The sequence below is a fragment of the Uniformispora flossi genome (genome assembly GCF_049534875.1).
GTDB lineage: Bacteria > Actinomycetota > Actinomycetes > Streptomycetales > Streptomycetaceae > Yinghuangia > Yinghuangia aomiensis.
The window spans coordinates 140,356-166,603 of the sequence record NZ_JBMULZ010000020.1 but is presented as its reverse complement, the minus strand read 5'-3'; the positions used below and the strand labels follow the sequence as shown (position 1 = coordinate 166,603).

General features: G+C 72.3%; 21 protein-coding genes, 1 tRNA gene and 1 pseudogene. 13 read left to right on the top strand and 10 right to left on the bottom strand.

Features of this window, described 5'->3' with window-relative positions:
* Positions 1-67: 67 nt before the first annotated feature.
* On the bottom strand, positions 68-1,297 hold the full coding sequence (locus ACPA54_RS32685) for a TerD family protein (RefSeq protein ID WP_423535227.1): 1,230 nt from the start codon (positions 1,295-1,297) through the stop codon (positions 68-70).
* A gap of 533 nt (positions 1,298-1,830) precedes the next feature.
* Here ACPA54_RS32685 and ACPA54_RS32680 point away from each other — a divergent pair.
* From ACPA54_RS32680 to ACPA54_RS32665, 4 genes are all read left to right on the top strand, one after another.
* Entirely contained in the window at positions 1,831-3,108 is a 1,278-nt protein-coding gene (locus ACPA54_RS32680; protein WP_423535226.1) for an HpcH/HpaI aldolase/citrate lyase family protein, read from the top strand.
* On the top strand, positions 3,105-4,805 hold the full coding sequence (locus ACPA54_RS32675; RefSeq protein ID WP_423535224.1) for a phosphoribosyltransferase family protein: 1,701 nt from the start codon (positions 3,105-3,107) through the stop codon (positions 4,803-4,805). Before ACPA54_RS32680 ends, ACPA54_RS32675 begins: the two co-directional genes overlap by 4 nt.
* Positions 4,802-5,956, top strand: a complete 1,155-nt coding sequence (locus ACPA54_RS32670; protein ID WP_423535222.1) for a cysteine protease StiP family protein — start codon at positions 4,802-4,804, stop codon at positions 5,954-5,956. The genes ACPA54_RS32675 and ACPA54_RS32670 overlap by 4 nt, the downstream gene beginning before the upstream one ends.
* A gap of 158 nt (positions 5,957-6,114) precedes the next feature.
* Positions 6,115-6,957 carry an HAD family hydrolase gene (locus tag ACPA54_RS32665; protein ID WP_423535247.1) on the top strand — a complete coding sequence of 281 codons (843 nt, stop codon included), beginning with the start codon at positions 6,115-6,117 and terminating at the stop codon, positions 6,955-6,957.
* Positions 6,958-7,157: 200 nt separating this feature from the next.
* Here ACPA54_RS32665 and ACPA54_RS32660 read toward each other — a convergent pair whose 3' ends face one another.
* Positions 7,158-7,643 (bottom strand): hypothetical protein, encoded by a 486-nt coding sequence (locus ACPA54_RS32660; RefSeq protein WP_345673337.1) that lies wholly within the window; start codon positions 7,641-7,643, stop codon positions 7,158-7,160.
* 414 nt (positions 7,644-8,057) lie between these two features.
* Positions 8,058-9,380, bottom strand: a complete 1,323-nt coding sequence (locus tag ACPA54_RS32655) for a hypothetical protein (protein WP_423535220.1) — start codon at positions 9,378-9,380, stop codon at positions 8,058-8,060.
* 748 nt (positions 9,381-10,128) lie between these two features.
* On the opposite strand from ACPA54_RS32655, the gene ACPA54_RS32650 reads away from it, so the two are divergent.
* The 4 genes from ACPA54_RS32650 to ACPA54_RS32635 all read left to right on the top strand — a co-directional run bounded on the left by ACPA54_RS32650 (position 10,129) and on the right by ACPA54_RS32635 (position 13,140).
* A tRNA-Val gene (locus ACPA54_RS32650) sits at positions 10,129-10,205 on the top strand.
* 792 nt (positions 10,206-10,997) lie between these two features.
* Positions 10,998-11,657 (top strand): pentapeptide repeat-containing protein, encoded by a 660-nt coding sequence (locus ACPA54_RS32645; protein ID WP_423535218.1) that lies wholly within the window; start codon positions 10,998-11,000, stop codon positions 11,655-11,657.
* Positions 11,658-11,960: 303 nt separating this feature from the next.
* Entirely contained in the window at positions 11,961-12,494 is a 534-nt protein-coding gene (locus ACPA54_RS32640; RefSeq protein WP_423535216.1) for a SigE family RNA polymerase sigma factor, read from the top strand.
* Positions 12,484-13,140: a hypothetical protein gene (locus ACPA54_RS32635; RefSeq protein ID WP_423535214.1), complete on the top strand. Its 657-nt coding sequence runs from the start codon at positions 12,484-12,486 to the stop codon at positions 13,138-13,140. The genes ACPA54_RS32640 and ACPA54_RS32635 overlap by 11 nt, the downstream gene beginning before the upstream one ends.
* Before the next feature lie 123 nt (positions 13,141-13,263).
* Here ACPA54_RS32635 and ACPA54_RS32630 read toward each other — a convergent pair whose 3' ends face one another.
* Positions 13,264-14,796 (bottom strand): MFS transporter, encoded by a 1,533-nt coding sequence (locus tag ACPA54_RS32630; protein WP_423535212.1) that lies wholly within the window; start codon positions 14,794-14,796, stop codon positions 13,264-13,266.
* Positions 14,797-14,934: 138 nt separating this feature from the next.
* Between ACPA54_RS32630 and ACPA54_RS32625 the strand changes: the two genes are divergently transcribed.
* The gene (locus ACPA54_RS32625) at positions 14,935-15,549 is read left to right on the top strand and encodes a TetR/AcrR family transcriptional regulator (protein ID WP_423535211.1); all 615 of its coding nucleotides are present in this window, start codon (positions 14,935-14,937) and stop codon (positions 15,547-15,549) included.
* Between the two features lie 82 nt (positions 15,550-15,631).
* On the opposite strand, the gene ACPA54_RS32620 is transcribed toward ACPA54_RS32625, so the two are convergent.
* The 3 genes from ACPA54_RS32620 to ACPA54_RS32610 form a co-directional block, all read right to left on the bottom strand.
* Positions 15,632-17,566, bottom strand: a complete 1,935-nt coding sequence (locus ACPA54_RS32620) for an ATP-binding cassette domain-containing protein (RefSeq protein WP_423535209.1) — start codon at positions 17,564-17,566, stop codon at positions 15,632-15,634.
* Between the two features lie 225 nt (positions 17,567-17,791).
* The gene (locus ACPA54_RS32615) at positions 17,792-18,115 is read right to left on the bottom strand and encodes a DMT family transporter (protein WP_423535207.1); all 324 of its coding nucleotides are present in this window, start codon (positions 18,113-18,115) and stop codon (positions 17,792-17,794) included.
* Between the two features lie 29 nt (positions 18,116-18,144).
* Positions 18,145-19,560 (bottom strand): APC family permease, encoded by a 1,416-nt coding sequence (locus ACPA54_RS32610; RefSeq protein WP_423535205.1) that lies wholly within the window; start codon positions 19,558-19,560, stop codon positions 18,145-18,147.
* A 279-nt stretch (positions 19,561-19,839) separates the two neighbouring features.
* On the opposite strand from ACPA54_RS32610, the gene ACPA54_RS32605 reads away from it, so the two are divergent.
* From ACPA54_RS32605 to ACPA54_RS32595, 3 genes are all read left to right on the top strand, one after another.
* Positions 19,840-21,276, top strand: coding sequence for an aldehyde dehydrogenase family protein (locus ACPA54_RS32605; protein WP_423535204.1), 1,437 nt, complete (start codon positions 19,840-19,842; stop codon positions 21,274-21,276).
* 73 nt (positions 21,277-21,349) lie between these two features.
* Complete coding sequence (locus tag ACPA54_RS32600; RefSeq protein ID WP_423535202.1) at positions 21,350-22,750, top strand: NAD(P)/FAD-dependent oxidoreductase; 1,401 nt, start codon at positions 21,350-21,352, stop codon at positions 22,748-22,750.
* Positions 22,751-22,902: 152 nt separating this feature from the next.
* Complete coding sequence (locus ACPA54_RS32595; protein ID WP_423535200.1) at positions 22,903-23,439, top strand: Lrp/AsnC family transcriptional regulator; 537 nt, start codon at positions 22,903-22,905, stop codon at positions 23,437-23,439.
* 56 nt (positions 23,440-23,495) lie between these two features.
* On the opposite strand, the gene ACPA54_RS32590 is transcribed toward ACPA54_RS32595, so the two are convergent.
* Positions 23,496-24,011: a DUF7144 family membrane protein gene (locus tag ACPA54_RS32590; protein ID WP_423535198.1), complete on the bottom strand. Its 516-nt coding sequence runs from the start codon at positions 24,009-24,011 to the stop codon at positions 23,496-23,498.
* Between the two features lie 441 nt (positions 24,012-24,452).
* Positions 24,453-24,863 (bottom strand): annotated as a pseudogene (gene trxA, locus ACPA54_RS32585) (thioredoxin); the annotation flags it as partial.
* A 261-nt stretch (positions 24,864-25,124) separates the two neighbouring features.
* Between trxA and ACPA54_RS32580 the strand changes: the two are divergent.
* Complete coding sequence (locus tag ACPA54_RS32580; protein WP_345673351.1) at positions 25,125-25,385, top strand: hypothetical protein; 261 nt, start codon at positions 25,125-25,127, stop codon at positions 25,383-25,385.
* Here the strand turns inward: ACPA54_RS32580 and ACPA54_RS32575 are convergent.
* Positions 25,366-26,247 carry a hypothetical protein gene (locus tag ACPA54_RS32575; protein ID WP_423535196.1) on the bottom strand — a complete coding sequence of 294 codons (882 nt, stop codon included), beginning with the start codon at positions 26,245-26,247 and terminating at the stop codon, positions 25,366-25,368. The genes ACPA54_RS32580 and ACPA54_RS32575 overlap by 20 nt on opposite strands.
* Position 26,248 lies beyond the last annotated feature (1 nt).

Genomic DNA, 26,248 nt, shown 5'->3' with positions numbered 1-26,248 from the left:
GGCCCGGCCGGTGTCGTGCTGCGCGTCGCGTCCCGTGGCAATCGACCGGAAAGCGCCCCCGCTACCGCTACTGGAACTGCGGGCCCTGCGGCGGGTTGTTCAGCCACTGGGTCTGCGGTGCCGGGCCGCCGGGGAAGCCGGGGCCCGACGGGGCCGGGGTGTGCGCCGGAGTCGCCTGCGGCGTGTGGCCGGGGCTCGAGTGCGGGCCCTGCGGCGCGGCGCCCAGGGCGTACTGCGGCCCGCCGGGCGGCATGTGCATGACACCGGCGGGCGTCAGCGTGCCCGCCGGGGTGCCCGGGTTGGACACCGCGGCGGACGCCGGCTGCGAGGCCGGGACGCCCGCGCTGCCGTGCCCGGGGGTGGCCGGGAAGCCGGGGGCGGGGTCGTCGAGGCCGGGCGGCGGGGGGATCGGGATGCCGCCGTACGGCGACTGCGGCCCGGTCGAGGCTCCGGCCGGCGGCGCGCTGCCCGGCAGGCTCGCGGGCATCAGCGCGGTCGCGGGAAGGTCGGCGAACGGTGTAGGCGTGATCGGTGCCCGCCCGGCGGGCGGCTGCGACCGCGCGGCCGCCGGGGTGCTCGCGGGCCCGGCGGTGGTCGGCGCGGGGGTCGGCCACGGGGACGACGCCGACGGGGACGGGGTGGACGGGGGCGGGGTGGACGGCGTCGGGGTCGACGGAGACGCGGCGGGCGCCGGGGAAGCCGAGCCCTGCCGCGGTCCCGCGGACGGTGCCGGGACGGCCGCGGGGGCCGGCTCGTCGTCTTCCTCGTCGTCGACGTTGATGCCGTAGTCCATCGCCAGCCCGGCCAGGCCCGTGTCGTAGCCCTGGCCGACCGCGCGGAACTTCCACTGGTCGTTGCGCTGGTAGATCTCGCCGAACACGAACGCCGTCTCGGTGGTCGCACCGGCGATCGGGAAGTTCAGCAGCTCCGTGCCCGAGCCGGCGTCGAAGACGCGCAGGATCAGGTTCGGGACCTGGCCGACCCGGCCTTCGTACGCCGAGCCCGCCACCACGACCCGTGCCACGCTCGGCTCCAGTGCCTTGATGTCCACCCGGAACGCGTCCGAGCAGCCCGCCGCCGCGACGACCTTGTCGCCGTGCACGACCGCGCCGGACGGATGCCGCGGCTGGTTGTAGAACACGAAGTCCGCGTCGGTGCGCACCTTCCCGTTTGCGCCCAGCAGCAGCGCCGAGCAGTCGATGTCCGGCACCCCGGCACCCGGCCGCCACTCCAGGACGACCCGGACCGACTCCGCGCCGAGGACCGTGTTCGCGCCCTTGGTCATCACCTGCGTCATGGCCCCATCCTGCCCGGAACGGCGCCCGCGGCTCAACGAGGGGGCGGGCGCGGCGTGCCGCCGGGCCCCGCGGGGCTCACCCGGACGGCCCATCCGTGCGGAGATCCATCCGGAATGCGCGAACTCGGACGGATCGGCGTTCGTTGCAGATCCGAGGGCGGCAAGGGGACGGCAGTGCGGGCGCGGGGATCGTGCGTGGTCCCCGCCACATTGTCGCTCCGTGGTTTTCGGCCGTCACCCAGCGTGCACGCCCCGCCGGGAACCCGGGTGCCGTCGGCAATTCCGGCCTTCCGACCACGTTGCTGCGGGCGGCCTGATTGCGTGTGACACGGCTGTGACAAGCCCGTGAACGTCTTCCGCATGCGCCCGGAGGGAACGTCTGCCATTTTGCTTTTCGGTTACCGTATGTGTGCCTGCCGGGATTCCCGGTCGGGCGCGAACGCGCCGAAGGCGCGAATAAGGTCCCACCGCACCGCCATGCGCGAGGGGGACGCGCCCAGGACCGGAAACTCGACACGCAAGGGGGAAAACGGATGCGCCACTTCGCGTTCTTGGCCGACCACGAGCTGAGCCGGTTGTTCCATCGGCCGCCGCAGGAGTTCGGCCGCGATTCCGAGCCGTCCGTGCTCGCCGCGGCACTCGGCGCCACCTTGTACAGCCCCGCCACGCGCCGCACCCTGGCCGCGGACATCGCCAAGCAGGCCGCGCGCGGCGTCACCTCGATGGTGCTGTGCCTGGAAGACGCGATCGACGACCGGGACGTCGAGATGGGCGAGCACAACCTCGTCGCCCAGCTCACCGAGTACGCCGAATCCGGCGCCGACGGCCCGCTGCTGTTCGTCCGGGTCCGCACCGCCGAGCAGATCACCGACCTCGCCGAGCGCCTCGGCCCGGCGCTGTCCGTGCTCACCGGCTTCGTCATGCCCAAGTTCGAACCGGACAACGGCGCCCGCTACCTCAAGGCGCTCGTCGAGGCGGGCCTGGACAGCGGCCGGCGGCTGCTCGGCATGCCGGTGCTGGAATCGCCGAGCATCGCCTATCTCGAATACCGGCAGCGAGTCCTGACCGACCTGTCCGCGCTGATAGCCGGCTACCGCGAGCACGTGCTCGCGGTGCGGATCGGGGCGACGGACTTCGCCTCCGCGTACGCGCTGCGCCGGTCGCGCGACCTGACCGCCTACGACGTCCACCTCGTCGCCGGCCTGATCGCCGACATCGTCAACGTGTTCGGCCGCTCGGACGGCACCGGGTTCGTCATCTCCGGCCCGGTCTGGGAGTACTTCCCGCAGGGCGAGCGCCTGTTCAAGCCGCAGCTGCGGCGCTCCCCGTTCGCCGAGGCGGAGGACCCGGACGAGGCCGTCGCGCTGCGGTCCCGGCTGATCTCCGCCGACCTGGACGGGCTGATCCGCGAGCTCGAACTCGACAAGGCCAACGGCCTGCTCGGCAAGACCGCGATCCACCCGAGCCACGTCGCGGTCATCCACGCGATGTCGGTGGTCACCCACGAGGAATTCAGCGACGCCTCGGACATCCTCGCGGAGAGCGCGGCGGGCGGGGGCGTGCTGCGTTCGGCCTACACGAACAAGATGAACGAAGTGAAGCCGCACCGGGCCTGGGCCGAAGCGGTGATGCGCCGCGCGGGCGCGTTCGGCGTGGCGGCGGAGGACGTCAGCTTCGTCGACCTGCTGGCCGCCACGGCGTCGGCGCAGGCCGCCGGACCGGTGCGCGCCAGCGTGGCACCGCGGTTGCGGGACATGTCGCACGCGGTGAACGTGCGGGGGACGTCGGCGGGTTCGGGCGGAGAGCGATGAGCACGGGGTACGGCGTGGCCGAGGCCGGGCGCTCGGGCGGTTCGGGCGGCCGGGGCGCGTTCGGTGCTTCGCCTGCCTCGACCGACTCGGGTGCCGAGTGGTCCGGCACGTGGGTCGCGCGCCGTCTCGGGCTGCGGATGGCCGCCGACGAGAACGGCATCGGACCGAGCTTCTCGACCGACGTGACGGCGCCGCACGATGGTGCCGCCGACCTGCGTGGGTTGGTCGGCCTCGCGCTGCGCCGGAATCCGCGCCGTGCCCACCTGCTGGTGTCCACGGTGTTGGGGAAGCACGTGCCGCAACTGCCCGAGTTGGTGCACGAGTCCGGGCGGGCGTTGGGCGTGCTGGTGGCGGCTCGGCTGGCGGACGACGTCGGCGGGGCCGAGGTGAACGGGGCCGGCCGAGTCGACGCGGCGCTGGGATCCGACGGGATTACGCCAACGGACCACGGCACGCCCGCGGCCGCGCGGACCGCTGTGGGCTCGGGCCTCCACCACCGCCCCGTCGTCCTCGGTTACGCCGAGACCGCGACCGGGCTCGGCCACTGCGTCGCCGAGATGGTGGCGGGCGCGACCTACCTGCACTCGACGCGGAGGCCGGTGGCCGGTGTCGAGCCGCTGGGCGGGTTCGAGGAGGAGCACTCGCACGCCACCTCGCACTTGCTGCTGCCGGAGGATCCCACGCTGCTGTCCGGGCACGGACCGCTGGTCCTGGTCGACGACGAACTCTCCACCGGGCGCACGGTGTTGAACACGATCGCGGAGATTCACGCGGTCGCGCCGCGCAGCCGCTACGTGATCGCGTCGCTGATCGACGTGCGTACCGGTGCCGACCGGGCCGCGATGGCGGCGTTTGCGGCGGAGCTGGGTGCGCGCGTGGACGTGGTCGCGCTCGCGAGCGGTGTGGTGACGCTGCCGGAGGATGCGCTGTCGCGCGGCCAGGAGTTGGTGGCGGCGGAGGAAGCCCGCGGCGCGGCCGGGCGGGACGCCGAGGGCCGCCTCGACGCCCCGGGTGGCGGCAACGACGCCACGCGGAGCAGCGGTGCCGCCGTGTCCGGCCCGGTCCGCGCGTCCGTCTTCCGCCTCGGCCTCGCCTGGCCCGCCGGTCTTCCGGACGGCGGCCGCCACGGCTTCACCCCGGACCACCAGGCCCGGCTCGATGCCGCGCTGCCCGCCCTCGGCGCCCAGGCCGGCGTCGCCCTCGCAGGGGCCCGCCGGGTGCTCGTGCTCGGGTTCGAAGAGCTGATGTACGTGCCGCTGCGGCTGGCGCGCGCGCTCGCCGACGCGCTGCCCGAGGCCGAGGTCCGCTACTCGACGACGACCCGTTCCCCGGTGCTCGCCGTCGACGACCCCGGCTATGCGATCCGCACGCGCCTGGACTTTCCGGCGCACGACGATCCCGCGGACGGCCCCGGCCCGCGGTACGCGTACAACGTCGACCCGGGTGCCGACGCCGCGCGCCGGTTCGACACGATTGCCGTCGTGGTCGACAGCACCGCCGACACCGCCGCACTCCACGCGGACGGCGGTCTTGTCGACCGGCTGGCCGGGGTAACCGACCGGGTAGCGGTGGTTGTCGTGCCCTCGTATGTCCCCGCATCCGCTCCGCCCCGCACTTCGGCCGTCGCGACCGCGCCGGCCGGCGCGCTGCCCGATGTCCCCGAATCCGCCGTTCCCGACCGCGAGGTAGCCATATGACCGTCCGCGACACCGGAAAACTGCCCGAACCGCTCGCGGGTCCGGGGTTCTCCTCCTATGCCGCGGACGAGGTCACTTGGCTGCTCAAGGACCTCTCGGACGTGGAACTCGAGGCACCGCTGGAGGAGCGCGAGGAGGCGATCCAGCACGGCGGCGCACACTACGCCGAGTCTCTGCCGATCGAGTACCAGCCCTCGCCCGAGTACCAGGCGCTGTTCCACGCCGCGCTCGACGAGACCGCGGACCGGATCGCGCACGCGGTGGGCGTGGTGACCGAGATCGTCCTCGCCGAACGCGGCCGGGACGCCGTACTGGTGTCGCTGGCCCGGGCCGGCACCCCCGTCGGCATACTCATGCGCCGCTGGGCGGCCTACGCACACGGCCTCGACCTGCCGCACCACGCGGTCTCCATCGTCCGCGCCCGCGGCATCGACCCGGTCGCGCTGCGCTGGCTGGCCCGCGAATACGACCCGGCCCGCGTGATGTTCGTCGACGGCTGGACCGGCAAGGGCGCCATTACCCGCGAACTGACCGAAGCCCTGGACGACTTGCACCAGGCGACCGGGCTGCGGTTCTCCGACGAACTCGCGGTGCTCGCCGACCCCGGGTCGTGCGTGCGCACATACGGCACCCGCGACGACTTCCTCATCCCGTCGGCCTGCCTCAACTCGACGGTCTCCGGCCTCGTGTCGCGGACCGTGCTGCGGCCCGGCCTGATCGGCCCCGACGACTTCCACGGCGCGAAGTTCTACCGCGACCTCGCGTCCGTCGACGTGTCGAACCTGTTCCTGGACACGGTGGCTTCGCGGTTCGCCGCGGTCGCCGACGACGTCGCCCGCGACTGGCCGGCGCTCGCCGCCGCCGACCGCGCTCCCGGCTGGGAGGGCTGGCGGGCCGTCGAGCGCATCGGAACCGAATACGGGATCGACAACGTCAACCTGATCAAACCCGGCGTGGGCGAAACCACGCGGGTTCTGCTGCGCCGCGTGCCGTGGATGATCCTTGCCCGGCGCGGCGTCGGCACCGAGCTGGACCACGTCCGCATGCTCGCGGACCAGCGCGGAGTGCCGGTCGTCGAGGTCGACGACCTGCCGTACTCGTGCGTGGGGCTGGTCAAGCCCGGATTCCGCCGCGACATGGGAGTCACGTGACGAAGGCCCGGCACGACCACACGCACGACAGCAAGCCCAGCAGGCCCAGCAAGCCCAGCAAGACGGCCGATGCCGGCAAGGCCGCGGACGCAGGCAAGACGGCGGACGCAGGCAAGGCGGGGAAGGCCGGCAAGTCCGGTGCCGCTGCCGCGACCCCGGTGGCGCGCGGTGCGCGCACCGGGCCGGTGGTCGCCGCGTGCGACCTCGACCGGACGCTGATCTACTCGCGGGCCGCCGCCAAGCTAGGGCTGCCGGCGGACGCCCGGCCGCCGGTGCTGGAGTCCGTGGAGATCCACGAGGGCAAGCCGATCTCGTTCCTGACGCCCGACGCGTCGCGCATGATCGCCGAGTTGGGCCGGGCGGCGCTGCTGGTGCCGACCACCACGCGGACCCGCAAGCAGTACCAGCGGATCCATCTGCCGGGGCCGGCGCCCGCGTACGCGATCTGCGCCAACGGCGGCCACATCCTCGTCGACGGTGTCACCGACGAGGACTGGCATGCGCTGATCCGCAAGCGCCTCGCGGAGGAGTCCGCGCCGCTGGCCGAGGTCGTGGCACGGCTCGAAGCCGCCACCGACCCGGAGTGGACGCGCAAGCTGCGGGTCGCCGAGGACTTGTTCACGTACCTGGTGCTGGAGCGCGACAAGGTGCCCGCCGGGCTCGTCGACGAACTGACCGGGTGGGCCGCGGAACGCGGCTGGGGTGTGTCGCTGCAGGGCCGCAAGCTGTACTTCGTGCCGGACGCGCTCACCAAGGGCTCGGCGGTCGAGGAGATCCGCCGCCGCAGCGGCGCCGGCACCGTGCTGGCCGCGGGCGACTCGCTGCTCGACATCGAGCTGCTGCGCGCCGCCGACCTGGGCATCCGTCCCGGTCACGGCGAACTCGCCGACCTGGACTGGCACGCCCCGCACGTCGTCGCGACCGGTACGGCCGGGGTGCGGGCGGGCGAGGAGATCCTGCGCTGGCTGCTCGACCGCGTGCGGGTGGCCCAGGCCGCCTGAGCCGGTCGGCGATGGCCGGACACGGCCTGACGACACGGCCTGACGACACGGCCTGACGACACGGCCTGACGACACGGCCTGACGACACGGCCGGACACGGCTACGCGACGCTGCCCCCGGCACCGGTGCGGTGCGGGGGGCAGCGGTTCGACCGGATGTCGGCGGGCGCCGGGGCGGCACGCCGGTGTGTCGTCGGTGCGTCAGACGTCGGCGCCGCGGACCGTGAGGAGTTCGGCGCTGGCCTGCACCGGCGGAAGGCCTTCGATGTGGAAGGTCAGCTGGAAGCCGTCCCGGGCGGCCCGCACGCGGGTCAGCGTGACCTCGGCGAACCGGTCGAGCGCCTGCCCGAGTTCCCGGACCGCGGTGCCGGTCGCGGACAGGCCCAGCACGGTGCCGTCGCTCAGCACGACGCTGTCGCCGCCGAGGCCGCGCGGGGCGGCGTGCACGTCGGTGACCCGGAGAGGGCCGCGGCCGAGCGAATTGAGCCAGCGGACGGCCTGCTCGTGCAGGAGGTCGCGCTCTTCGTCGTACGCGGTGTGCATCATGCGCCGAAGCTCGTTGACGTCGGGCGTGTGCAGCGGGATCTTCTGCACGGTGTCCGCCTTGGGCGTACGGCGCAGGGCGGCCACGCAGGGCGCGGCGGCGAGCGCGACGAACGCGAGCATCGGTATCAGCAGCACGGGCATGGGCACGTCCCCGGGGAGTCGCGGCCGCGGTGCGAGGCACCACGGCCCGAAGGGCGGCGTCGGGTGGGGATTCTCCCGGGGTCGCCCGGGCGTTCGGCACGCCGACGTGTTTGCGGCTCGGCGGCTCAGGGGAAGGTGGCCCTGACGGCTGGGACCGAGGTCCCGGCGTTACCGCGCTGTCAAAGACCTTAAACGCCGTTTCGGGTAAAACGGCAGGACCGATTTGCGGGCGGGCGGGGTCGGTCGCCCGGGGTCGCCAGGAGTTGACCCGCTGTCGTAAACCACGCGGCTTTTGTCCGTATTTGTCGGTAGTGGTGTGGCGGAACTCACGTCCGCCGCGCGCGAACACTCTGGCGCGGACCGGGGTCGTTCATGCGCGGAGGGTAGTGCGGCGGCGGCGCCCGGTTTCCCGGGTCAGGCGCCTGCGCGGTCGTCGCGGATCTGCTGGACGACGCTCGCGACCTCGGCACGGATCGCCCGGGCCTCCGACAGGAACTGCCACCAGTCCGGATGCGGCGCGTCCAGCCCGTCGCGGAGCTTGTCGAGCCGGAACACCAGCGCGTCGAGCCGCCGCGCGTAGCGTTCCTCGGCCACCGCCCGGTCGCCGACCGCGAGCCGCTGCGCGTCGCGGACCGCGAACCGGGTGCGCTGGACCTCCGCTTCCGGGTCCGCGGCGGCCGCGTCCAGGTCGCGCAGCCGGTCGTGCACCGCGGCCATCGCCTCGTCGGCCTGGTTCAGCGCGGCGCGCGCGGTCGCCAACCGGCTCACCGCATCCGCCCATTCCTGCCGCCCCGCGGCCTGGCCCGCCTCGTCGATCCGGGCCTCCGCCACGGCCACCGCCTGCGTGACCTTCTGCGGCGCGTCCGCGATGTCCGTCCAGCACGCCGCGCTGTAGTCCCGGCGCAGCCGGTGCAGGGCAGGCTCCAGGTTGTCGGCGCGGGACGCCACCGCCTGCGCGCGGGTACGCAGCGACGACAGGCGCTTGGTGACGTCGTCGCGCAGGCGGGGGAGGCGCTCGGCCTCCTCGTACAGCGCGTGCGCGGTCTCCGTCACCTGCGCCGCGCGGGTCAACGTGCCCGCGACGCCGTGCACCGCGGCACCCTTCTCCAGGTCCGCGAGCGCGGCGAGCAGCGCCGCCAAACGCTGGTCCAGCGCGGGCCCGGCCAGGCCTTGCTGCCCGGCGGTCCGCACGGCGTCCGCGGCGGCCCGCGCCGCCTGGCGGGCCTGCTCGGTCTTCGGCGGCAACTGCGACAGCGCGGCGTCGGCCCGGGCGATCGTCGGCCCGAGCGTCCCGGCGAACCGCTCCAGCTCCTTGCCGACCTCGTCCAACCGACGCGCGGCGGCGTCGAGATCACGGCGGGCGGCCTCGTAGTCGGCGGACTCCGCGTCGACGTCCAGCGGATGCCGGTCCATCGTGGCGATATACGCCGCACTGGCCTCGTCGACGGTCTCGCTCAACGCGTCGAACCGGCGCAACGCCGCATCGGTCTGGTCGGACGGCTCCACCGCACGCACCGTCTCCAGCGAAATCCGCAGATCCCGCTGCGCGGTGTCCAGCCGCAGGAAAGCCTCCCCGGCCGCCTCGCGCGCCGCCACGGCACCCGCCCGCGCGGCCTCCCGCCGACGCCGCCACGGCCGGGACTCCCCACCCCCGAACGCCCCCGGCACCAGCAGCGGAACGAGCACAGGCAGCCACACCGCCACCCCGACCCGACGCCGTCCCGACCCGAGTGCCACTCCCACTCCCGTCACCGTCTGCGCGTTGCCGACTTCATCCTCCCAGGTCTGAGAGGCGAGGGAGCGGAGGTGGGGAGGTCTTGGGGCCGGGGTGGGGGAGGGATGACGGGGCAGCGTGTCGAGGTGGGGGCGGCCCGCCACGCCTGAGCGCCGACCGCGCGGCTCCTGGCCGCCGGCGGCCCGCCTCGGGCGGGGCGTCAGTGCCGGCTGGACGCGCTTCGTTGCCGTGCCTCGCGCCGGGCGTGAGCTCAGGCTGGACGCGCTCCGTCGCTCCGGCCCCGCGTTGCCTCGCACCAGCCACGATTGCCGTCGGCCGTCGGCCGCCGGCGCACGAAGTGTCGACGGGACGCGCTGCCTGCCCAGGCGCTGACTGCCCGGGCGCGGCCGGGTCCCCGCGGCCGGGTCCGGCATCGACCGTGGCCGTCCCCTTCCACGGCCGGCTTTTGCAAGCGCTGACCGGGTGCGGTCCCCGGCTTCGCCCGCCCTGCCTCCCGCCACTGCGCTCGCGTCCACGACCGGCTCACTTGCCTGCGCGCCGACCCGCTCCTTGCCGCCGCGTCCCCCGCCCGGCGCCGGACCGGCCGCCGTCACCCGCGCGCCCGCCCGCGCACCGGCCCGGGCGCGCGGCCGCGCGGCCCCGTCCCGCGCCCCCCGTCCCGCGCCCCGAAACGCGTGCGCGTGCACTCGTGCCGATTCGGTACGCTGTGCACCAGCCGCCACTGCACCACGCGGCCATTCCGCCTTGCGCGGGCGCGTAGCTCAGTTGGTTAGAGCACTGCTCTTACAAAGCAGGGGTCATCGGTTCGAGTCCGATCGTGCCCACCAGCGAAGAAGCCCCGGAGCGATCAGGCTCTGGGGCTTCTTGCATCGGTCTTTGACATCAACGGCGGCGATCAGGTGCGTCGGCGGTGCAGCATCCGGCCGATGTGCGAGGCCCCTTCCCGCTTCAGTGTGTCGGGTACGTGCGTGTAGACATCCACGTCACGCTGACCTTGCTGTGGCCGAGGATCTCCATCGCGACGCGGGGTGCACGTTGCTCACTGCGAGCAGGGTGGCTGCCCCGTGCCGCGCATCGGGCACCGGGATCCGCGGGGCGGCCGCGGCGTCGGCCAGGCGTAGTTCTCGCCGCCGACGCTTTTGCGCTGCTTGCGGACGAGCAGTGTCCGAGCGTCGAGGTGGACGTGCCGCCACCGGAGATCGGTCCTCGCGCCCGTGTGCGGGGATTTCGCCAGGACGGGCCGAGAGCGCGTTGGCGGTGCCGACTCGGAAGGGCGTGCAGCGCAAAATGAATCTGGGAGAAGCCGGTCGCGGCCTCCGGCCGACGGGCGGATCTGCTGTCCCGGCGCGGCAACATGCCTGGCAGAAGGCCGTGTTGGGCTGCCAGGGCGCATGATCGTGAGACACGGTGCGATCAATGATGGACACACCGCGTACAGATCCCGCCAACAGATCGGTCGATTCCTTGCATGCGAGCCGTGGCCGCGCGTCGACGGCGCGGCCGAGGCGGCGCAAGGCGATTCGACGGGGCCGCCCGCCGCGCGTAACCATGCAGGCATCCCACCTCCGACACCCGCCCTGGGCGGCGTTGACGCGGGCCTGCCGCCGGAAAGGACGCCCATGCCTACCCCTGCTCCCCGAGACCTGTCCGACCTGCCCTTCCGGCATCGGCTCGAGTCCTTCACCGCGGACCTGGCGCGGGAGGAGGACTATGAGTGGCTCCACATCGACGGCGCCACCTTCGACGACACCGATGCCGGGATGAGCCGCTTCACCGAGTCGGCGCTTTCCTCGGTGACGTTCAACGGCGGCCGGCTGCGCCGCGCGCGGCTGGACACGGTGTGGATGCACAGCATGCGTACCGTCGGCACCGACCTGGCCGAGAGCACCTGGCTGGACACCGAGTGCCTGTCCGGGCTCCTGGCCGGCACCCAGCTCCACGGCGCCCAGATGCGGCGCGCCGTCTTCCACCACTGCAAGTTCGACTCGGTCAACCTGCGCGCCACCAAGCTCCGCGAGGTCGTGTTCGTCGACTGCCTCCTGCGCGACGTCGACTTCGCCGGCGCCACCCTGACCGATGTCTCCTTCCCCGGAACCTCCCTGGACAAGGTCGACTTCACCAAGGCCACGCTCAGCCGGGTCGACCTGCGCGATGCGACCGCGCTCGGCATCACCTCCGGAGCCGAAGCCCTCAACGGCGCCATCGTCAGCACACCCCAACTGCTCGACCTCGCCCCCGCCTTGGCCCGGCACATCGGGATCATGGTCAAGGACCGCTGAGACGGGTACGACACGGCTCGGTGCCGAGGCTGCGCGATCTGTCGTCGCGAACCCGTGATCCCCTGTCCCGAACGGAGGATGCCGCGCCGCAGGTTCGGCCACGGGCATACGGACCTCACACGCACCGCCCGATGCTGCGGCCGTTGCGGCCGACAGGCGATCGACCACGACCACGACCTCGTCGCGTTCGAGCAGCGGATGGAGGTCCGGGGCGGCTGGTTGGGAATGTCGCCGCCGATTCGTCGGCGGAGGCAACCCGAAGCCGGTGTCGAGTCGTCGGACTGTCGGCCGAAGGGGGTGTGGATGGAGGATCCGGCAGGGTTCCACGACTACGTGGCGGTAAACCGGGACCGGTTGGTGCGCTTTGGGTGGTTGCTGTGCGGTAGTCGGACGTCCGCCGAGGACCTGGTGCAGGAGGCGCTGGTCCGCGTGTGGCTCCGGTGGGAACGGGTCGGCCGCGGCAGCGTGGACGCGTACGTGCACAAGGTGATGGTGTCGACGCACCTGACCAGGCGGCGGCGGTTGTGGCGTCGTGAGGAGCCGACCGATCTGCTGTCCGGGAAACCCGTGCCGGGGGAGAGGCAGGCACCGGATCCGATGGCGCTCTGGGACAGCCGCGACGCGTTGGCGGCGGCCCTGCGCCGCCTTCCGCCAAGGCAGCGTGCGGTGCTCGTGCTGCGGTTCTTCCTCGACCTGTCGGAAGCGGACACCGCCGCAGCGATGTCCTGCACGCGCGGAACCGTGAAGAGCCAGACGTACAAAGCGCTGCGGACCCTCCGTGGGTACGCGGACGAGCTTCGGGACGGAGATCGGCTGGGGGTCCGGCATGGTGACTGACCACGACAGGGACGACGGCCTCGACACGGCCGAAGTGGTGGCCCTGCGTTTGGGGTTCCAAACCGCCGTGGGTGACATGCATGCCTCGGCGGACCTCGGTGAACGCAGTGCCCGTACCGCTCGGAGCGTCCGCAAGCGGCGCGATCGGGCGGTCAAGATCGCCGGTCCGGTGGCTGTGCTGGTGCTCGTCCTCGGCATCGGGGCGGCGTTCCGGCTCGGTCCGTTCGGTGAGCACACGCCGGCCGCGGTGGGTGCCGATACGGGGGTCACTGTGTGTCCACCCGCGCTTCCCTCGCCGGCGAACCCCGGGGAGTCGGGTGACGCTCTGCTGCCCGCCCGGCCGGGGCGGATGCTGTCCTGTGTGTACCGGAACGTGTGGGTCGACGGTGCGAGTGTCCCATCCAGGGTGGTGACGGACTCCCGTCGGCTGGCCGGGGCCGATGCCCGGCGTGCGGCCTCGATCGTCAATGGCGCGCCGCCGTTGACGCGGGCACGCAAGTGCCCCGAAGGAGACTACGAGGCGTTGTTCTTCAGGAATCGGGCCGGACTGGAGGCCGTGGTGACGATCAACACCTGCGAAGGAGCCTCGGACGGTCTGCGGGTGGTGGATCCGCTGCTTGGTCCCGGGGCGGACTGGTTCCGGTGACCGGAAGCGCGGGAGAGCATGCTGACAACGGCGCCACATCTTGCAGGTATTCGGCGAATCCCCGGAGTGGCATTGCCACTCCGGGGATTCGCCGGGTGATGCGGGGGCGGGCTGTGGTGTCGTTCACGCCTTGGGGGAGGTGCGGCGGCTGAAGACCAGGGCCGCCGTGAGGGCCGCGGCCAGGGCCAGGCCGGCGTTCACGGCGATCGCCGTTTTCACAGCGGGCAGGATCCCGGTGGTGGCGGAGGTGCCGATGGCGGTGACGACCGCGGACATGATCGGCGTGCCCATCGTGATGCCGATCTGCTGGGACATGGTGGCCAGGCCGGTGGCGAGGCCCTGTTCGTGGTTCGGGAGGTCGGAGGTCGCCGTCACCATGAAGCCGACGATGACCAGCATGTTGCCGACGCCGCCGAGGAAGGTGGCGGGGAGCAGCAGCGCCATCGCGGGGCCGGCGGCGGTGCCGAGCAGCAGGAGCACGGCGGTGAAGGCCGCTTGGACGAGGCCGCCGACGATCAGCGCGGTGCGGGTCGACGTCTTGGCGATGACGCGGGGGGCGAGGAGGCCGCCGACGACGGTGCCGAGGCCGAGGACGCCGAAGGAGACGCCCGCCTGCAGCGCGGAGAAGCCGAGGACCTTCTGCAGGTACAGGGTCAGCAGGTAGACCAGCGAGGTCTCGGTGAGGAAGGCGACGAGCCCGAGCACGTTGCCCCACGCGACGTTGCGGCGGCGCAGGACGGCCGGCGGCACGAGCGGTTCGGTGACGCGGTGTTCGACGGCGTAGAACACGGCGAGGAGGACGGCGCCGGCGACGAGGCCGGTCAGGGCGAGCGGGTCGGTCCACCCGTGTTCGCCGGCCTGGGTGAGGCCGTAGACGAGTCCCAGCAGGCCGAGGGTGACGGAGAGTGCGCCGGGGGCGTCGAGCTTGGGGCGTTCCGCGGGCCGGGATTCCTCGATGACGGACGGCGCGATCAGCAGGACGGCCGCGGCGACCGGCACGTTGATGAAGAACGCCCAGCGCCAGGAAAGGAGTTCGGTCAGCACACCGCCGAGGACCGCTCCCGCGGTGAACCCGGCGGACATCAGCGCGCCGTTGAGGCCGAGGGCCTTCTGCCGCAGCGGGCCTTCCGGGAACGACGTGGTGAGCAGGGACAGGCCCGCCGGGGTTGCGGCGGCGGTGGCCAGGCCTTGGGCGACGCGTGCGGCGAGCAGGACGGCGGGGCTGGTGGCGAGCCCGCCGACCAGTGAGGCGAGGCCGAGCAGGGCCAGGCTGCCGAGGAAGATCCGCTTGCGGCCGACGAGGTCGCCGATGCGGCCGAAGATCAGTGTGAAGCCGGCCGCGGACAGGGCGAACGACGTGGCGATCCACTGCAGGTTGCCGAGGGAGAAGCCGAGTCCGTCGCCGATCGCGGGGAGCGCGACGTTCAGGATCGAGAAGTCGACGGCGAGCATGAACTGGGCGACGAGCAGCACCGCGAGGACGAGTCTGGTGCGGGAGTCGGTGGTGCGGGGCGGCCGGTCGGGGCCGGGGCGTGCGTGGGGGGCTTCGGTGGCGGTGGCGGTGGCGGCGGCGTGGGGCCGGGGGCTTGCGGTGGGGGCGGCCGCGGCCGCGTCGGGTGCGGCGGCCGGGCGGGAGGAGGGCGTGGTGGTGGACATGGCAGGGTTCCTCCGAGCGATTTAACGGGACTGGAGTTCCGTTACGTCGAAGACCGTAGCACTGACTCCGCTGTTAAGGGAACTGTGGTTCCGATAGAGTGGTGTCGTGCCGGAGTAAGCCGGCCGGAAGGAGGCCTGATGACCAGCACCCCAGCCCCCGGCACCACCCGCCCCGGTGGCCGCACCGCCCGGGTGCGGGAGGCCGTCCTGCGCGTGGCCGGCGATGCCTTGGCGGAGGACGGCTTCGACGCGCTCGACCTCGCCGAGATCGCGCGCCGCGCCGGCGTCGGCAAGACCACCGTCTACCGGCGCTGGAACACGCCGGGGGCGCTCGCGGCCGACCTGCTGGCCGACATGGCCGAGCAGTCGCTGCCGCGCAGCGACACCGGTTCCCTGCACAAGGATCTGACGGAGAACGCACGCTTGGTCGTGAAGACGCTCACCGACGAGCGGCAAGGGCGCCTGTTCAAGGCGCTCATCGCGGCGTCGCTGTGCAACGCGCAGGCGGCCGAGGCGCTGCACCGGTTCTATGAGGTGCGGATCGGCGAATGGGCGGGGTGTGTCACGGATGCGGTCACGCGCGGTGAGATCCCGGCCGGGACGGATCCGCGCGCGGTGGTTGCGGCGGTGTCCGCGCCGCTCTACTACGCGCTGCTCAATACCGGGGCCGCGCTGAACGCCGACGATGCGGATCGGGCGGCGGCAGCGGCGGTGGCGGGGGCACGGGCGGGAGTGTGGGTGGGGGAGGGGTAGGCGGCTGAGGAGGGCGCGTGCGTGCGGTGCGGGCGCTGGTGCGGGGGGCCTACCCCCCCGCGCCAGCGTTGCTCGTTCGGTTCTAGCGGTCCTGCTGCAACTGCCACAGCTCCGCGAACAGGCCTTCCGCCTTCACCAGTTCGTCGAAGGTGCCGCGTTCGCGGACCCGGCCGTGCTCCAGGACGACGATCTCGTCGGCGAAGGCCACGTTGGCCAGGCGGTGGGTGACCAGGACGACCGCCCGGTCCTGCGCCTGTTCGCGGAGGCCTTTGAAGATGCGGTGCTCGGCGCGCGGGTCGAGCGCGCTCGTCGGTTCGTCGAGGACCACCAGGACACCGGGGCGGTAGTACGCGCGGGCCAGGTTGATCCGCTGCCACTGACCGCCGGACAGGTCGGTGCCGCCCATGAACTCGTGGGCGAGGCTGGTGTGCAGGCCGTGTTCGAGGCCGTCGACGACCTCGTCCGCGCCAGAGGCGGCCAACGCCCGTGCCATGGCCGCGTCGTGGTCGACGCGGGGCTGGCCCGCGGTGATGTTGTCGCGGGCGACCAGCGGCCAGTGGACCACGTGCTGGGTCAGATAGCAGATGTGCTTCCACGCGGCCCGCGGCGCCAGGTCGCGGGTGTCGCGGCCGTCCCAGGTCACGCGCCCCGTCGTCGGCATGTACAGGCCGGTCAGCAGGTTGGCGAGAGTTGATTTGCCGGAGCCGTTCTCGCCGACCAAGGCGACGATCTTGCCGACCGGGACCTCCAAGTCGACGCCGTCCACCGCGGGCTTCTTGCGGCCCTGGTAGGTGAACCCGACACCTTCCGCGCGGAACACGCGTGGCTTGGGCAACTCCTCGCCGCCGCGCCGGAGTTCCATGCGGTGGCCGCCCGCGCGGTCGAGGAACTGCTGCCAGTTGTCCATGTACAGCCCGGTCCCGTACATGCTCGTCCCCGCGCCCACGATGCCGCCCAGCGACGTGCTCACCGTGCGCAGCGCGATCACCGCGGTGCCCGCCGCCGCGACGCTCATACGGTGGGTGGCCAGCAGCCACACGACCGCGCCCCACACGAGCCCCGCGGCCGCGCCGCCCGCGACGGCGCCGAGGACCGACACGCGTGCGGCGCGGGCGGCCGCGGCTTGGGTGATGCGCTGGACTTTGTCGGCGTGCTTCTCGTAGACGGCCAGCAGGTGCGGGGCGAGGGTGAAAGCGCGGAGCTGGTTGGCGCGCCATTCGTCGGCGATCTGCCAGCGCAGGTTGTTCAGCAGGACGCGCTCGTGCTGGGTCTCGGTGCTCGTCTGGTACTCGATGCGGGCGGCGCGCACGGCCGCGATGCCGCGCGGGATCGCGCCGAGCAGCAGCAGCGGCAGCAGGACCGGGTGCAGGTAGGTGATCACAGAGGCCGCGGCGGCGAACGACGCGGCGGCGGCGATCACGTCCTGGGAATGGGTGAGGAGGGTGCGCATCGACTGCGCGCCCCGGTCGGCGGCGTCGTATTCGGCGACGAAGCCGGGGTGGTCGTACGCCTCCAGCTCGGCCGACGCGATGGCTTCCAGGAGCAGCGCCTCGGCCTTGCGGTTGATCTGCGGGGTGAGCCGTTGGGACAGGTAGACGACCGCGACGCCGAGTCCGGCGCGGGCGCCGACGGCCCCCGCGAGCAGGCACAGCGACGGTGCGGCGTCGCGGAGCCGGGCGAGCACGTCGCCGGAGGCGATGACCGCGGTGATGGTGGCGGTGGTGGCGAGCAGCCCGGCTGCCTCCAGCACGCCCGCGGCGACCTGGCAGGCGAGGAGCGCGAGCAGGGCACGGCGGTCGACGTCCCAGACCAGGCGTAACGCGGTGCCGATGAGGCGGGGGAGACGGGTGGCCATCGCCCGCGTGGTGACTTTGTTGAGGACGGCGTCGGTGTCGGCGAAGGAGGAGACGAAGCGGAGTTCTTCGTCGGTGGGAGTGTCGACCGACTCGTGCGGGGCACGGGGGGCGGGGATTTCGGCGGAAGGCCGGTCGTCCGGGTCGGGTGCAGCGTTCGGCATGGGCATCCCTCCAGGACCGCGCGGGGCGCGGAACGCCTATGCTGCGCCGGGGCGTGCGGGGTGCGGGAGGGGCGCACGGAAGCGTGCGGGGTTCGGGGGCGTGCGGGTCGTCCAAGCCCGAACGGGTCCGGCCCGGAGGCGTGTTGCCTCCGGGCCGGTCGCGGGAGAAGGTGGAGAGCAGTGCCGCGGAAGCGCGAGAAGCCCCGCCGCCCTACACCGCCCCCCTCAGTGCGCCCCCGTCACATTCAGCACCACCACCCCGCCCACGATCAGACCGATCCCGGCGATCGTCCACACGTCGACCGGCTGGTGCAGGAACAGCACCCCGATGGCGACGATGAGCGCGGTGCCCACCCCGGACCAGATCGCGTACCCCACGCCCACGTGCAGCCCCTGCTGAAGACCTTTGGCGAGCATGTAGAACGCCGCTCCGTAACCGGCCAGGCAGATGGCCGTCGGCAGGGGCCGGGTGAAGCCGTCGGTGGACTTGAGCAGGCTGGTGGCGACGACTTCGGCGACGATCGCGAAGGCGAGGTAGACGTAGGGCATGGGCCGTCCCCGGGAGAGTGGATGCGCGGTCAGCGGCGGTCTTGGACCTTCGTGCGGTACAGCCACAGGCCGACCGCCGTGGCCAGGACGCCGAGTGCGATGCCGAGTTCCTTGTAGCCGCCGTAGCCGGTGATCTTGAATCCGGTGGCGCCGACGACCAGCACGGCCGTGAGGAACGCGGCGAGCAGCCAGGCGAGCGGCACGAAGAAGCCCGGGAGCTTGATCGGGCGGGCGAGGTCGGGGCGGTCCTTGCGCAGCATCGCGTAGCCGGAGATGGCCAGGATGTGGGTGAGGATGTAGCCCAGGTTTCCGGTCACCACGATGGCCAGCGGGGTCTTGAGGAAGACCAGCGCCAGGATGTTGATGACGAGGGCGACGGTCAGGGCGCGGGCCGGGACGCCGCGCCGGTTGAGGACGCCGACCTGCTTGACGGTCGTGCCTTCCTTGCCCATGTTGTAGAGCACGCGGGAGCCGTCGGCCAGGCCGGTGATCATGATGAGCAGCAGCGACGCGATGAGGAAGACCACCATGAGGTCCGCGGCGCCGCCGATGAGGTCCTGGAACGCGCCCACGTAGAAGGTCGTCGGGTCGCCCGCGATGCGCCCTTCGCCGAGGTAGCCGGACAGGGCGAGGGGCAGCAGGATGAACACGCCGAGTGAGAAGAGCACACCGGCGCGCAGTGCGCGGGACGTGTCGCGGACGGTGTCCTTGTACTCGGGGGCGAAGGTCGCGCAGACCTCGACGCCGAAGGACGTCCACGCCATCACGTACAGCCACACGAGCGCTTCGCGGATGCCGCTTGCGCCGTGCAGGTTCCAGTGCAGGTTGCCGGCGCTCCAGTCGCCGGTGAAGAACGGCACGAAGATGAACACGGCGAGCGGGATCAGCAGCATGCCGCCGGTCACATAGACGACCCACATGGCGACGTGCAGGCCGAACATGGCCGCGGCGAAGAGCAGGAGCACGATGCCGATGCCGACCGCGATCGGGAAGGTGACCGTGGCGGGCCCCAGCTCCCAGCTCCAGTCCTGGCCGGGGAACCACTGGGCCTGGATGAGCGAGCCGATGATGCCCGCGTACACGGAGAGCGACGTGGTCCAGGCGAACCAGTAGCCGATGCTGGCCAGCGGGCCGACGAACGGCGCGCGCTGCTTCCAGCCCTCGGTGGCGTAGTGGGCGATGCCGCCGGACGACTCGGGGAACATCGCGGCCAGCTCGGAGTAGATCCAGTTGGCGCCGGTGGCCAGCACCATGGAGGCCGCCCACAGGGCTATCGCGCCCCAGGCGCCGAGGCCTCCGATGGAGGCGCCGAGCGAGGCGATGAGGGCCGCGGGCATGGCCAGCGACATGGCGAAGCCGTCGTACCAGCGCATCTTCTTGGCGAGCGCAGGCTGCTCTCCGGCGGAGCCGGGTTCGGTCGGCGGCGTGGAGACCTGGGCGGACATGGGCGTGCCCTTCGGGGTGGGGTGCGGTGGGGGTGCGGTGGGGGGAGGTGCGGGAACGGGACTGCGAAGGGCTCCGTTATAGGCGTGTCGATTTGACGGTGTCAACGGTTGTTCTGCTGATCGAGCAAAGAACGTAACCTTGAATTGCTGAATCTGAAGTATTGACAGCCACAAGTTGCTGGGTGGACGCTGGCGGGGTCACCGTATGGGTGAAGCCGTACGAGTCCGCTTGATTATCGGGCAACCCGGGCAACCAGGTACAAATCGGAGAGATATTCCATGAGCACCCGCTACCAGCTCTTCATCGACGGCGCGTACGTGGACGGCACCGGCCCCGACTCGTACGAGGTGCGCAGCCCCGCCACCGGCGAACACGTCGGCACCATCCCGATCCCGTCGGCCGCGGACCTCGACGCCGCCGTCAAGGCCGCCAACGACGCGCAGGCCGCATGGGCCCGCGTCAACGTCTGGGAACGCGCCAAGGTGTGCCACCGCATCGGCGACGAACTCGCCAAGCGCGTCGACGAGTTGGCCCGCCTGCAGACGCTGGAGCAGGGCAAGCCCCTGGCCGAGTCGGTCGCCGACATCGAGGAAGCCGCGCAGCTGTTCCACCTGCACGCCGAAGACGCGGTGCGCCTGCACGGCGAGACGATGCCGTCGACCGTCGACAACAAGCGCATGTTCACCTTCCACGCGCCGGTCGGCACCTGGGGCATCATCACGCCCTGGAACTTCCCGCTGCTCATGCTCGCCGAGTTCGTCGCGCCCGGCCTCGCCACCGGCAACTCGCACGTCGTCAAGCCCCCGGCCAACACGCCGCTGACCGTGCTCAAGGCCATGGAGGCGTTCGTCGCCGCGGGCCTGCCCGAGGGCCTGGTCAACATCGTCGCGGGCGAAGGCGCCACCGGCGACGCGCTCGTGCGGCACCCCGGCATCGACGCGATCGGCTTCATCGGCTCGTCCGCGACCGGCGCGAAGATCCAGGCCGCCGCGGGCCTCAAGCGCTCCATCATGGAGTGCTCCGGCAACGGCCCCCTCGTCGTCCTCGCCGACGCCGACCTGGACGCCGCCGCGGCCGCGGCCGTCTACGGCGCGCACCTGTGCTCCGGCCAGGTCTGCTGCGCCACCGAGCGTGTGATCGTGCACGCCGACGCGCACGACGGCTTCGTCGAAGCCGTGCTGCGGGCCGCCGAAAAGGTCGTCCTCGGCGACCCGTTCGACGCCGCGACCAACCTCGGCCCGCTCAACAACGAAGGCGTCGCCGCCAAGATGGACCGGCACATGGCGGACGCCCGCGACCGCGGCGCGAAGATCCTGGCCGGCGGCGGCCGCCGGTCCGGCACGCCGACCGACCTCTACTACGAGTTCACCGTCGTCGACGACGTCCCGGTCGACAGCCTGCTGTCCCGCGAGGAGTCCTTCGGCCCGGTCGTCCCGATCATCACCGGCGCGAACGACGACGAACTCCTGCGCATCGCCAACGACGACAAGCTCGGCCTCCAGGGCGCCGTGTTCACGCAGAACATGGGCGCCGCGTTCCGCTTCGTCGAGGAGATGAAGGTCGGCCAGGTCGTCGTCAACGACAGCACCTGCTTCTGGGACATCAACATGCCGTTCGGCGGCGCCGGCGGCCGCGGCACCGGCTGGGGCCGCATCGGCGGCAAGCACACCCTGCTCGACATGTCGGACCTGCGCACCGGCGTGTTCAGCCTCTGACCGCACCACCGGCCCGGGTCCCGGCCGTCGGGACCCGGGCCCCACGGGGGAACCCCAGACAAGGAACAATCCCATGACCCGCGACGCCCACCGGGCCGCGCTGCGCACCACCTCGCCGACGGCCTTCTGGCTCGACCGCCCCGAACGCCCGGCCGCCCTCCCGCGGTTGACCGCCGACACCACCGCCGACCTGGCGATCGTGGGCGGCGGCTACACCGGGCTGTGGACGGCACTGCTCGCCAAGCAGCGCGAGCCCGGCCGCGACGTGCTCGTGCTGGAGGCCGGCACCTGCGGCCACGCGGCCAGCGGCCGCAACGGCGGCTTCCTCTCACCCAGCCTCACCCACGGCCTGTCGAACGGCGCGGCCCGTTGGCCCGGCGAGATCGGCACCCTCCAGCGGCTCGGCAACGCCAACCTGGACGCGTTCGAACGCGACCTCGACACGCACGGCATCGACTGCGGCTTCGCCCGCACCGGCAAGGTGTCCGTCGCCGCCACTCCGTGGCAGGCCGACGCGCTCCGCGGAGCCGCCGCCCTCGGTGCCGAGCACGGCGAGAAGTCCCGCCTCCTCGACCGCGCCGATCTCCGCGACTGGGTCGACTCGCCGATGTGGGAAACCGGCCTGTGGCAGCCGGACTACGCGCTGGTCGACCCGGCCCGGCTGGTCTGGGGCCTGCGCGACGCGTGCCTCGCCGCGGGGGTCCGCATCGCCGAGCACACCGAGGTGACCGGGCTGGACAGCAAGCCCGCCGACCGGATCCGGCTGACCACGCCGTACGGCGAAGTCGCCGCCCGCCGCGTCGCGTTGGCCACCAACATCTACCCGCCGCTGCTCAAGCGCTTCCGGCTCAGCATGGTCCCGGTCTACGACTACGCCCTCACGACCGTCCGGCTGACCGACGACCAGCTCGCCTCCATCGGCTGGACCGGCGCGCACGGCATCACCGACGCGGGCAACCAGTTCCACTACCTGCGCAAGACCGCCGACAACCGCATCCTGTGGGGCGGCTACGACGCGATCTACCCGTTCGGCGGCCGCGTCGACGAGGCGCTCACCCAGCGCCCGGAGACCTTCGGCACGCTCGCGGCGCAGTTCGCCGAGACGTTCCCGGCGCTCGCCGACGTGCCGTTCTCGCATGCGTGGGGCGGCGTCATCGACTCGACCACCCGGTTCTGCATGTTCGCGGGCACCGCCGCGGCGGGCCGGATCGGCTACGCGCTCGGCTTCACCGGGCTCGGCGTGGGCGCGACCCGCTTCGGTGCGGACGTCGTCCTCGACCTGCTCGAAGGGCGCGCCACCGAGCGCACCGGGCTGGAGATGATCCGCCGCAAGCCGCTGCCGTTCCCGCCCGAACCGGTCCGCTACGCGGGCATCCAGGCGACCCGCTGGTCGATGGCCCGCGAGGACCTGAACGGCAAGCGCAACCTGTGGCTCCGTACCCTGGACCGGCTCGGACTCGGCTTCGACTCGTGACCCCGCCCGGGGGCACCGGGGCCGCGGACGCGCGGCGGAACGCACGGCAGGCGAGAGACGGGGGCGCGATCATGGGTGGCCACGACCACACGCAGGAACCAGGGGCCGGTGGGCCGCCGGCACCGGCGCCACGAGAACCGCGGAGCAGTCGCATGAACGCAGGCCTGGACGACATCGACCGGAAGATCATCGCGATCCTCCAGGCGGACGGCCGACGGGCATACAGCCAGATCGCGGAAGACCTCGGCATCCCCGCCTCGTCGGTGCGCTACCGGGTGCAGCGGCTGGAGGACAACGGCGTCCTCCAGATCGTCGGCATCGCCAACCCGCTGACCATCGGCTTCAACCATCTCGCGATGATCGGCATGCGGGTCCGGGCCGGCACGGCGCAGGACGTGTGCCGGGCACTGCGAGAACTCCCGGAGACGTCGTACGTGATCGTCACGGCCGGGCACTACGACGTCATGGTCGAGGTCATCTGCCGCGACACCGAGCACTTCACCGACCTGGTGACGCGGCGTATGCACCTCATCGACGGGGTGGTGTCGACCGACTCGTTCTTCGTCCTCGAAGTGCACAAGCTCGCGTACGGCTGGGGTGTGGGCGCGGTCGACGCCGCGGAGACCGCGCGGCTCGACGCGGCCGGCGGCGACGACCACCGGCGCATGGACCAGCGGGGACACCGCTGACCGGACCCGGCGGACCCCCCCGGGCGCCCCGGAAAGCCGAAGGACGACGGCCGGGGCTATCCGCCCATGCCGCCCGCCGGCGGGTGGCGCTCGGTGGAACCCATCTGGCTGCGGTCGGCCGCCTGGCTCGCCCGCCATTCGGCCGCTTCCGCTTGGGACATCGACTCCTCGTTCATCCCTTGGGCCATCTCCCACTTCGCGGTCAGTGCGTACAGGACCACGACGTCCAGCGCGATCACGACGATCGACCATGCCGGGTGTGCGGCGATGAAGGCGATTTCGCCGATGATGTTGAGCATCGCCAGGGCGATCGCCACGTAGCGGGACCAGCTCGCCCCGGCCCACAGGCCCATGCCGGTCGCCAGTTGGAGTGCGGCGAAGCACAGCAGGATGACGCCCCACGTGGTGTAGCTGCGCAGCAGCAGCTGGTCGTTGGCGACAACGTAGTAGCCGTTCCGGAAAAGCGCGGTCAGGCCCTGGAAGAGGTTCAGGATACCCAGCACCAACAGCGTGAAGGCCGCGAAGGCGACCCATCCGGACCACGCGTTGAATCCGCCGGAATTGCGTGACATGAGGTGCTCCCCTGTGACAGCCGGACGCCGACGTCCGGACTGGTAGCCAGTTGCACTCACTCCACGCTAGACCCATTTATCAGTATTTGTCCCTTTCGAGAGTTTCCTTGAGGCGGCCGCACCGCGAGCCCGGGCACGCGAAAGCCCGGTCTCCGGGGAGACCGGGCTTTTCGACGGGGTGGAAACGGAAGGAGCCCCATCCGCTTCTCGCGGACCCTGATTGCGCGGTGCACGGCCTTCGAAGGACCGCTTCTCCGCGTCTGTCCTCTGCGGACCCCTTCCGTTCCTCCCAGTAGAACTCCACGGGGTGCCCGGTGCAAAACACCGGGCACGGAACGGCGGGGAGGCGGGTCCGCGGCCCGGCGGCCGCGGACGCCCGGATCAAGCCGGGTCGGACCTGCCAGGCCCGGGTCGGACCGGTACAAGCCCGGGTCGGACCGGTCAGGCCTGCGCCGGACCGTCGCCGTTCGGCGACTGGGTGCCCGCGTCCGCCTTCTCCGACTCGATCTGCCGCTTCACCTCGTCCATGTCCAGGCCCTTGGCCTGGCCGATGAGGTCGACCAGCGCCGCCTCGGGCAGCGCGCCGGGCTGCGCGTACACCATCACGTTGTCCCGGACCAGCATGATCGTGGGGATCGAGCTGATCGAGAACGCGGCGGCGAGTTCCGGCTGGGCCTCGGTGTCGACCTTCGCGAACACGACGTCCGGGGTCTCCTCGGAGACCCGCTCGAACGTCGGCGCGAACTGGCGGCACGGACCGCACCACGCGGCCCAGAAGTCGATCACGGTCAAGCCGTCACCGCTGACCACCTCGTCGAAGTTCTCCTTGGTCAGTTCGACCGTCGCCATGTTCCTCTCCGTCCTGCGTCAGTGGGTACGGCTGTGCAACGAATCAAGCGCCCGAAGCATTCCGCACTCCGGTCCGGCGTCGCCGACCGGGGCAATCCGGAGCCTTCCGGGCGGGCCCCGCAGGCGCCCCCACCAGCCTGCCCGCTGCCGGGGCGCCGAACCCGGAATCCCGGGGGAAGGCGGCGTCACGCCTGTCACTCAAGCCACATAGGCTGTGGGCTCATCCGTCCAAGCTCGTGCGTTCCGCAGCCGAGGAGTCCCGCCATGCGCTACACCCGCCGCAGCGTCGTCAGCCTCACACCCGCCGAACCCGGGTGGGACATCGAGGTCGTCCGGACCGGCGAGGAAGCCGTGCTGTGCCCCGTCATCGCGTGGGCCGTGGTCGTCGTCGACGCGCAGCCCGACGGCACCGCCGAGACCGCCGTGGAACCCGCGTTCGTCTACGACGGCGCGGTTTTCACCCCCGCGGAGTTCGCCCACTCGGTCGGCGAACTCGAGTACCAGCTCATCGAGCCGGAAGACTGACCTGCTCCGCCCGGTCGGCGGGCGGCGGCGGATCACCGCCCTCGCCGAACCGGGCCAGCGCGATCGCCCCCGCCACCGCAAGCAGGAACCCCGCCACCGCCATCGGCACGAAACCCGCGCGGCTGCGGTCGCCGAGGAAGACGATCCCCGCCGCGGCCGGCAGCACCGTCTCGCCGACCACCAGCGCCGCCGCGACCGCTGTCACCGCACCGCCCTGCAACGCCGTCGCATACATGAGCATCGTGACCGCCCCGGCCAGCAGCACCGTCCACGCCGCCGGATCACGCCACAGGTCGGCGATCGCCACAGTCGTGACGATCCGGCCGGCAAGCGCGATCAGCCCGAAGCCCAAGCCCGACGCCAAACCGAGCAGACGCGAACGCCACGGCTCGGGACGGCGCGCCGCCCACATGCCGAACAGGCCGATGACGGCGACCGCGCCGAGCAGCGCGTACCGGAACACGTCCGACGTCGCCGACGGGCCCTCGCGCCCCGCGCTCAAACCCAGCAGCGCCAGACCCGCGCAGACCGCACCCACCGCCGTCCACTCGCGGCGGCCCAGCGCCACGCCCAGCACGGGCACCGCGATCACCGCCGTCACCGCGAGGTTCGCCGCCTGCGCCGCCTCCACGGCGAACACCGGCAGCTCCGCGAGCGCGACGAGCTGCGCCGCGAAACCGACCAGGTCCAACGCCGTCCCGGCCACGAACGGCCACGTCTTGAACACCCGCACCAGCAGCCGCGGGTCGAGCCCCGCCCCGGGACCGGCCGCCTCGGTGCGCCGGGTGCCGAGCGCCTGCAGAACGGTGGCCACGCCGTAGCAGACGGCGGCGACGGCGGCGGCGACGAGCGAGACGACCATG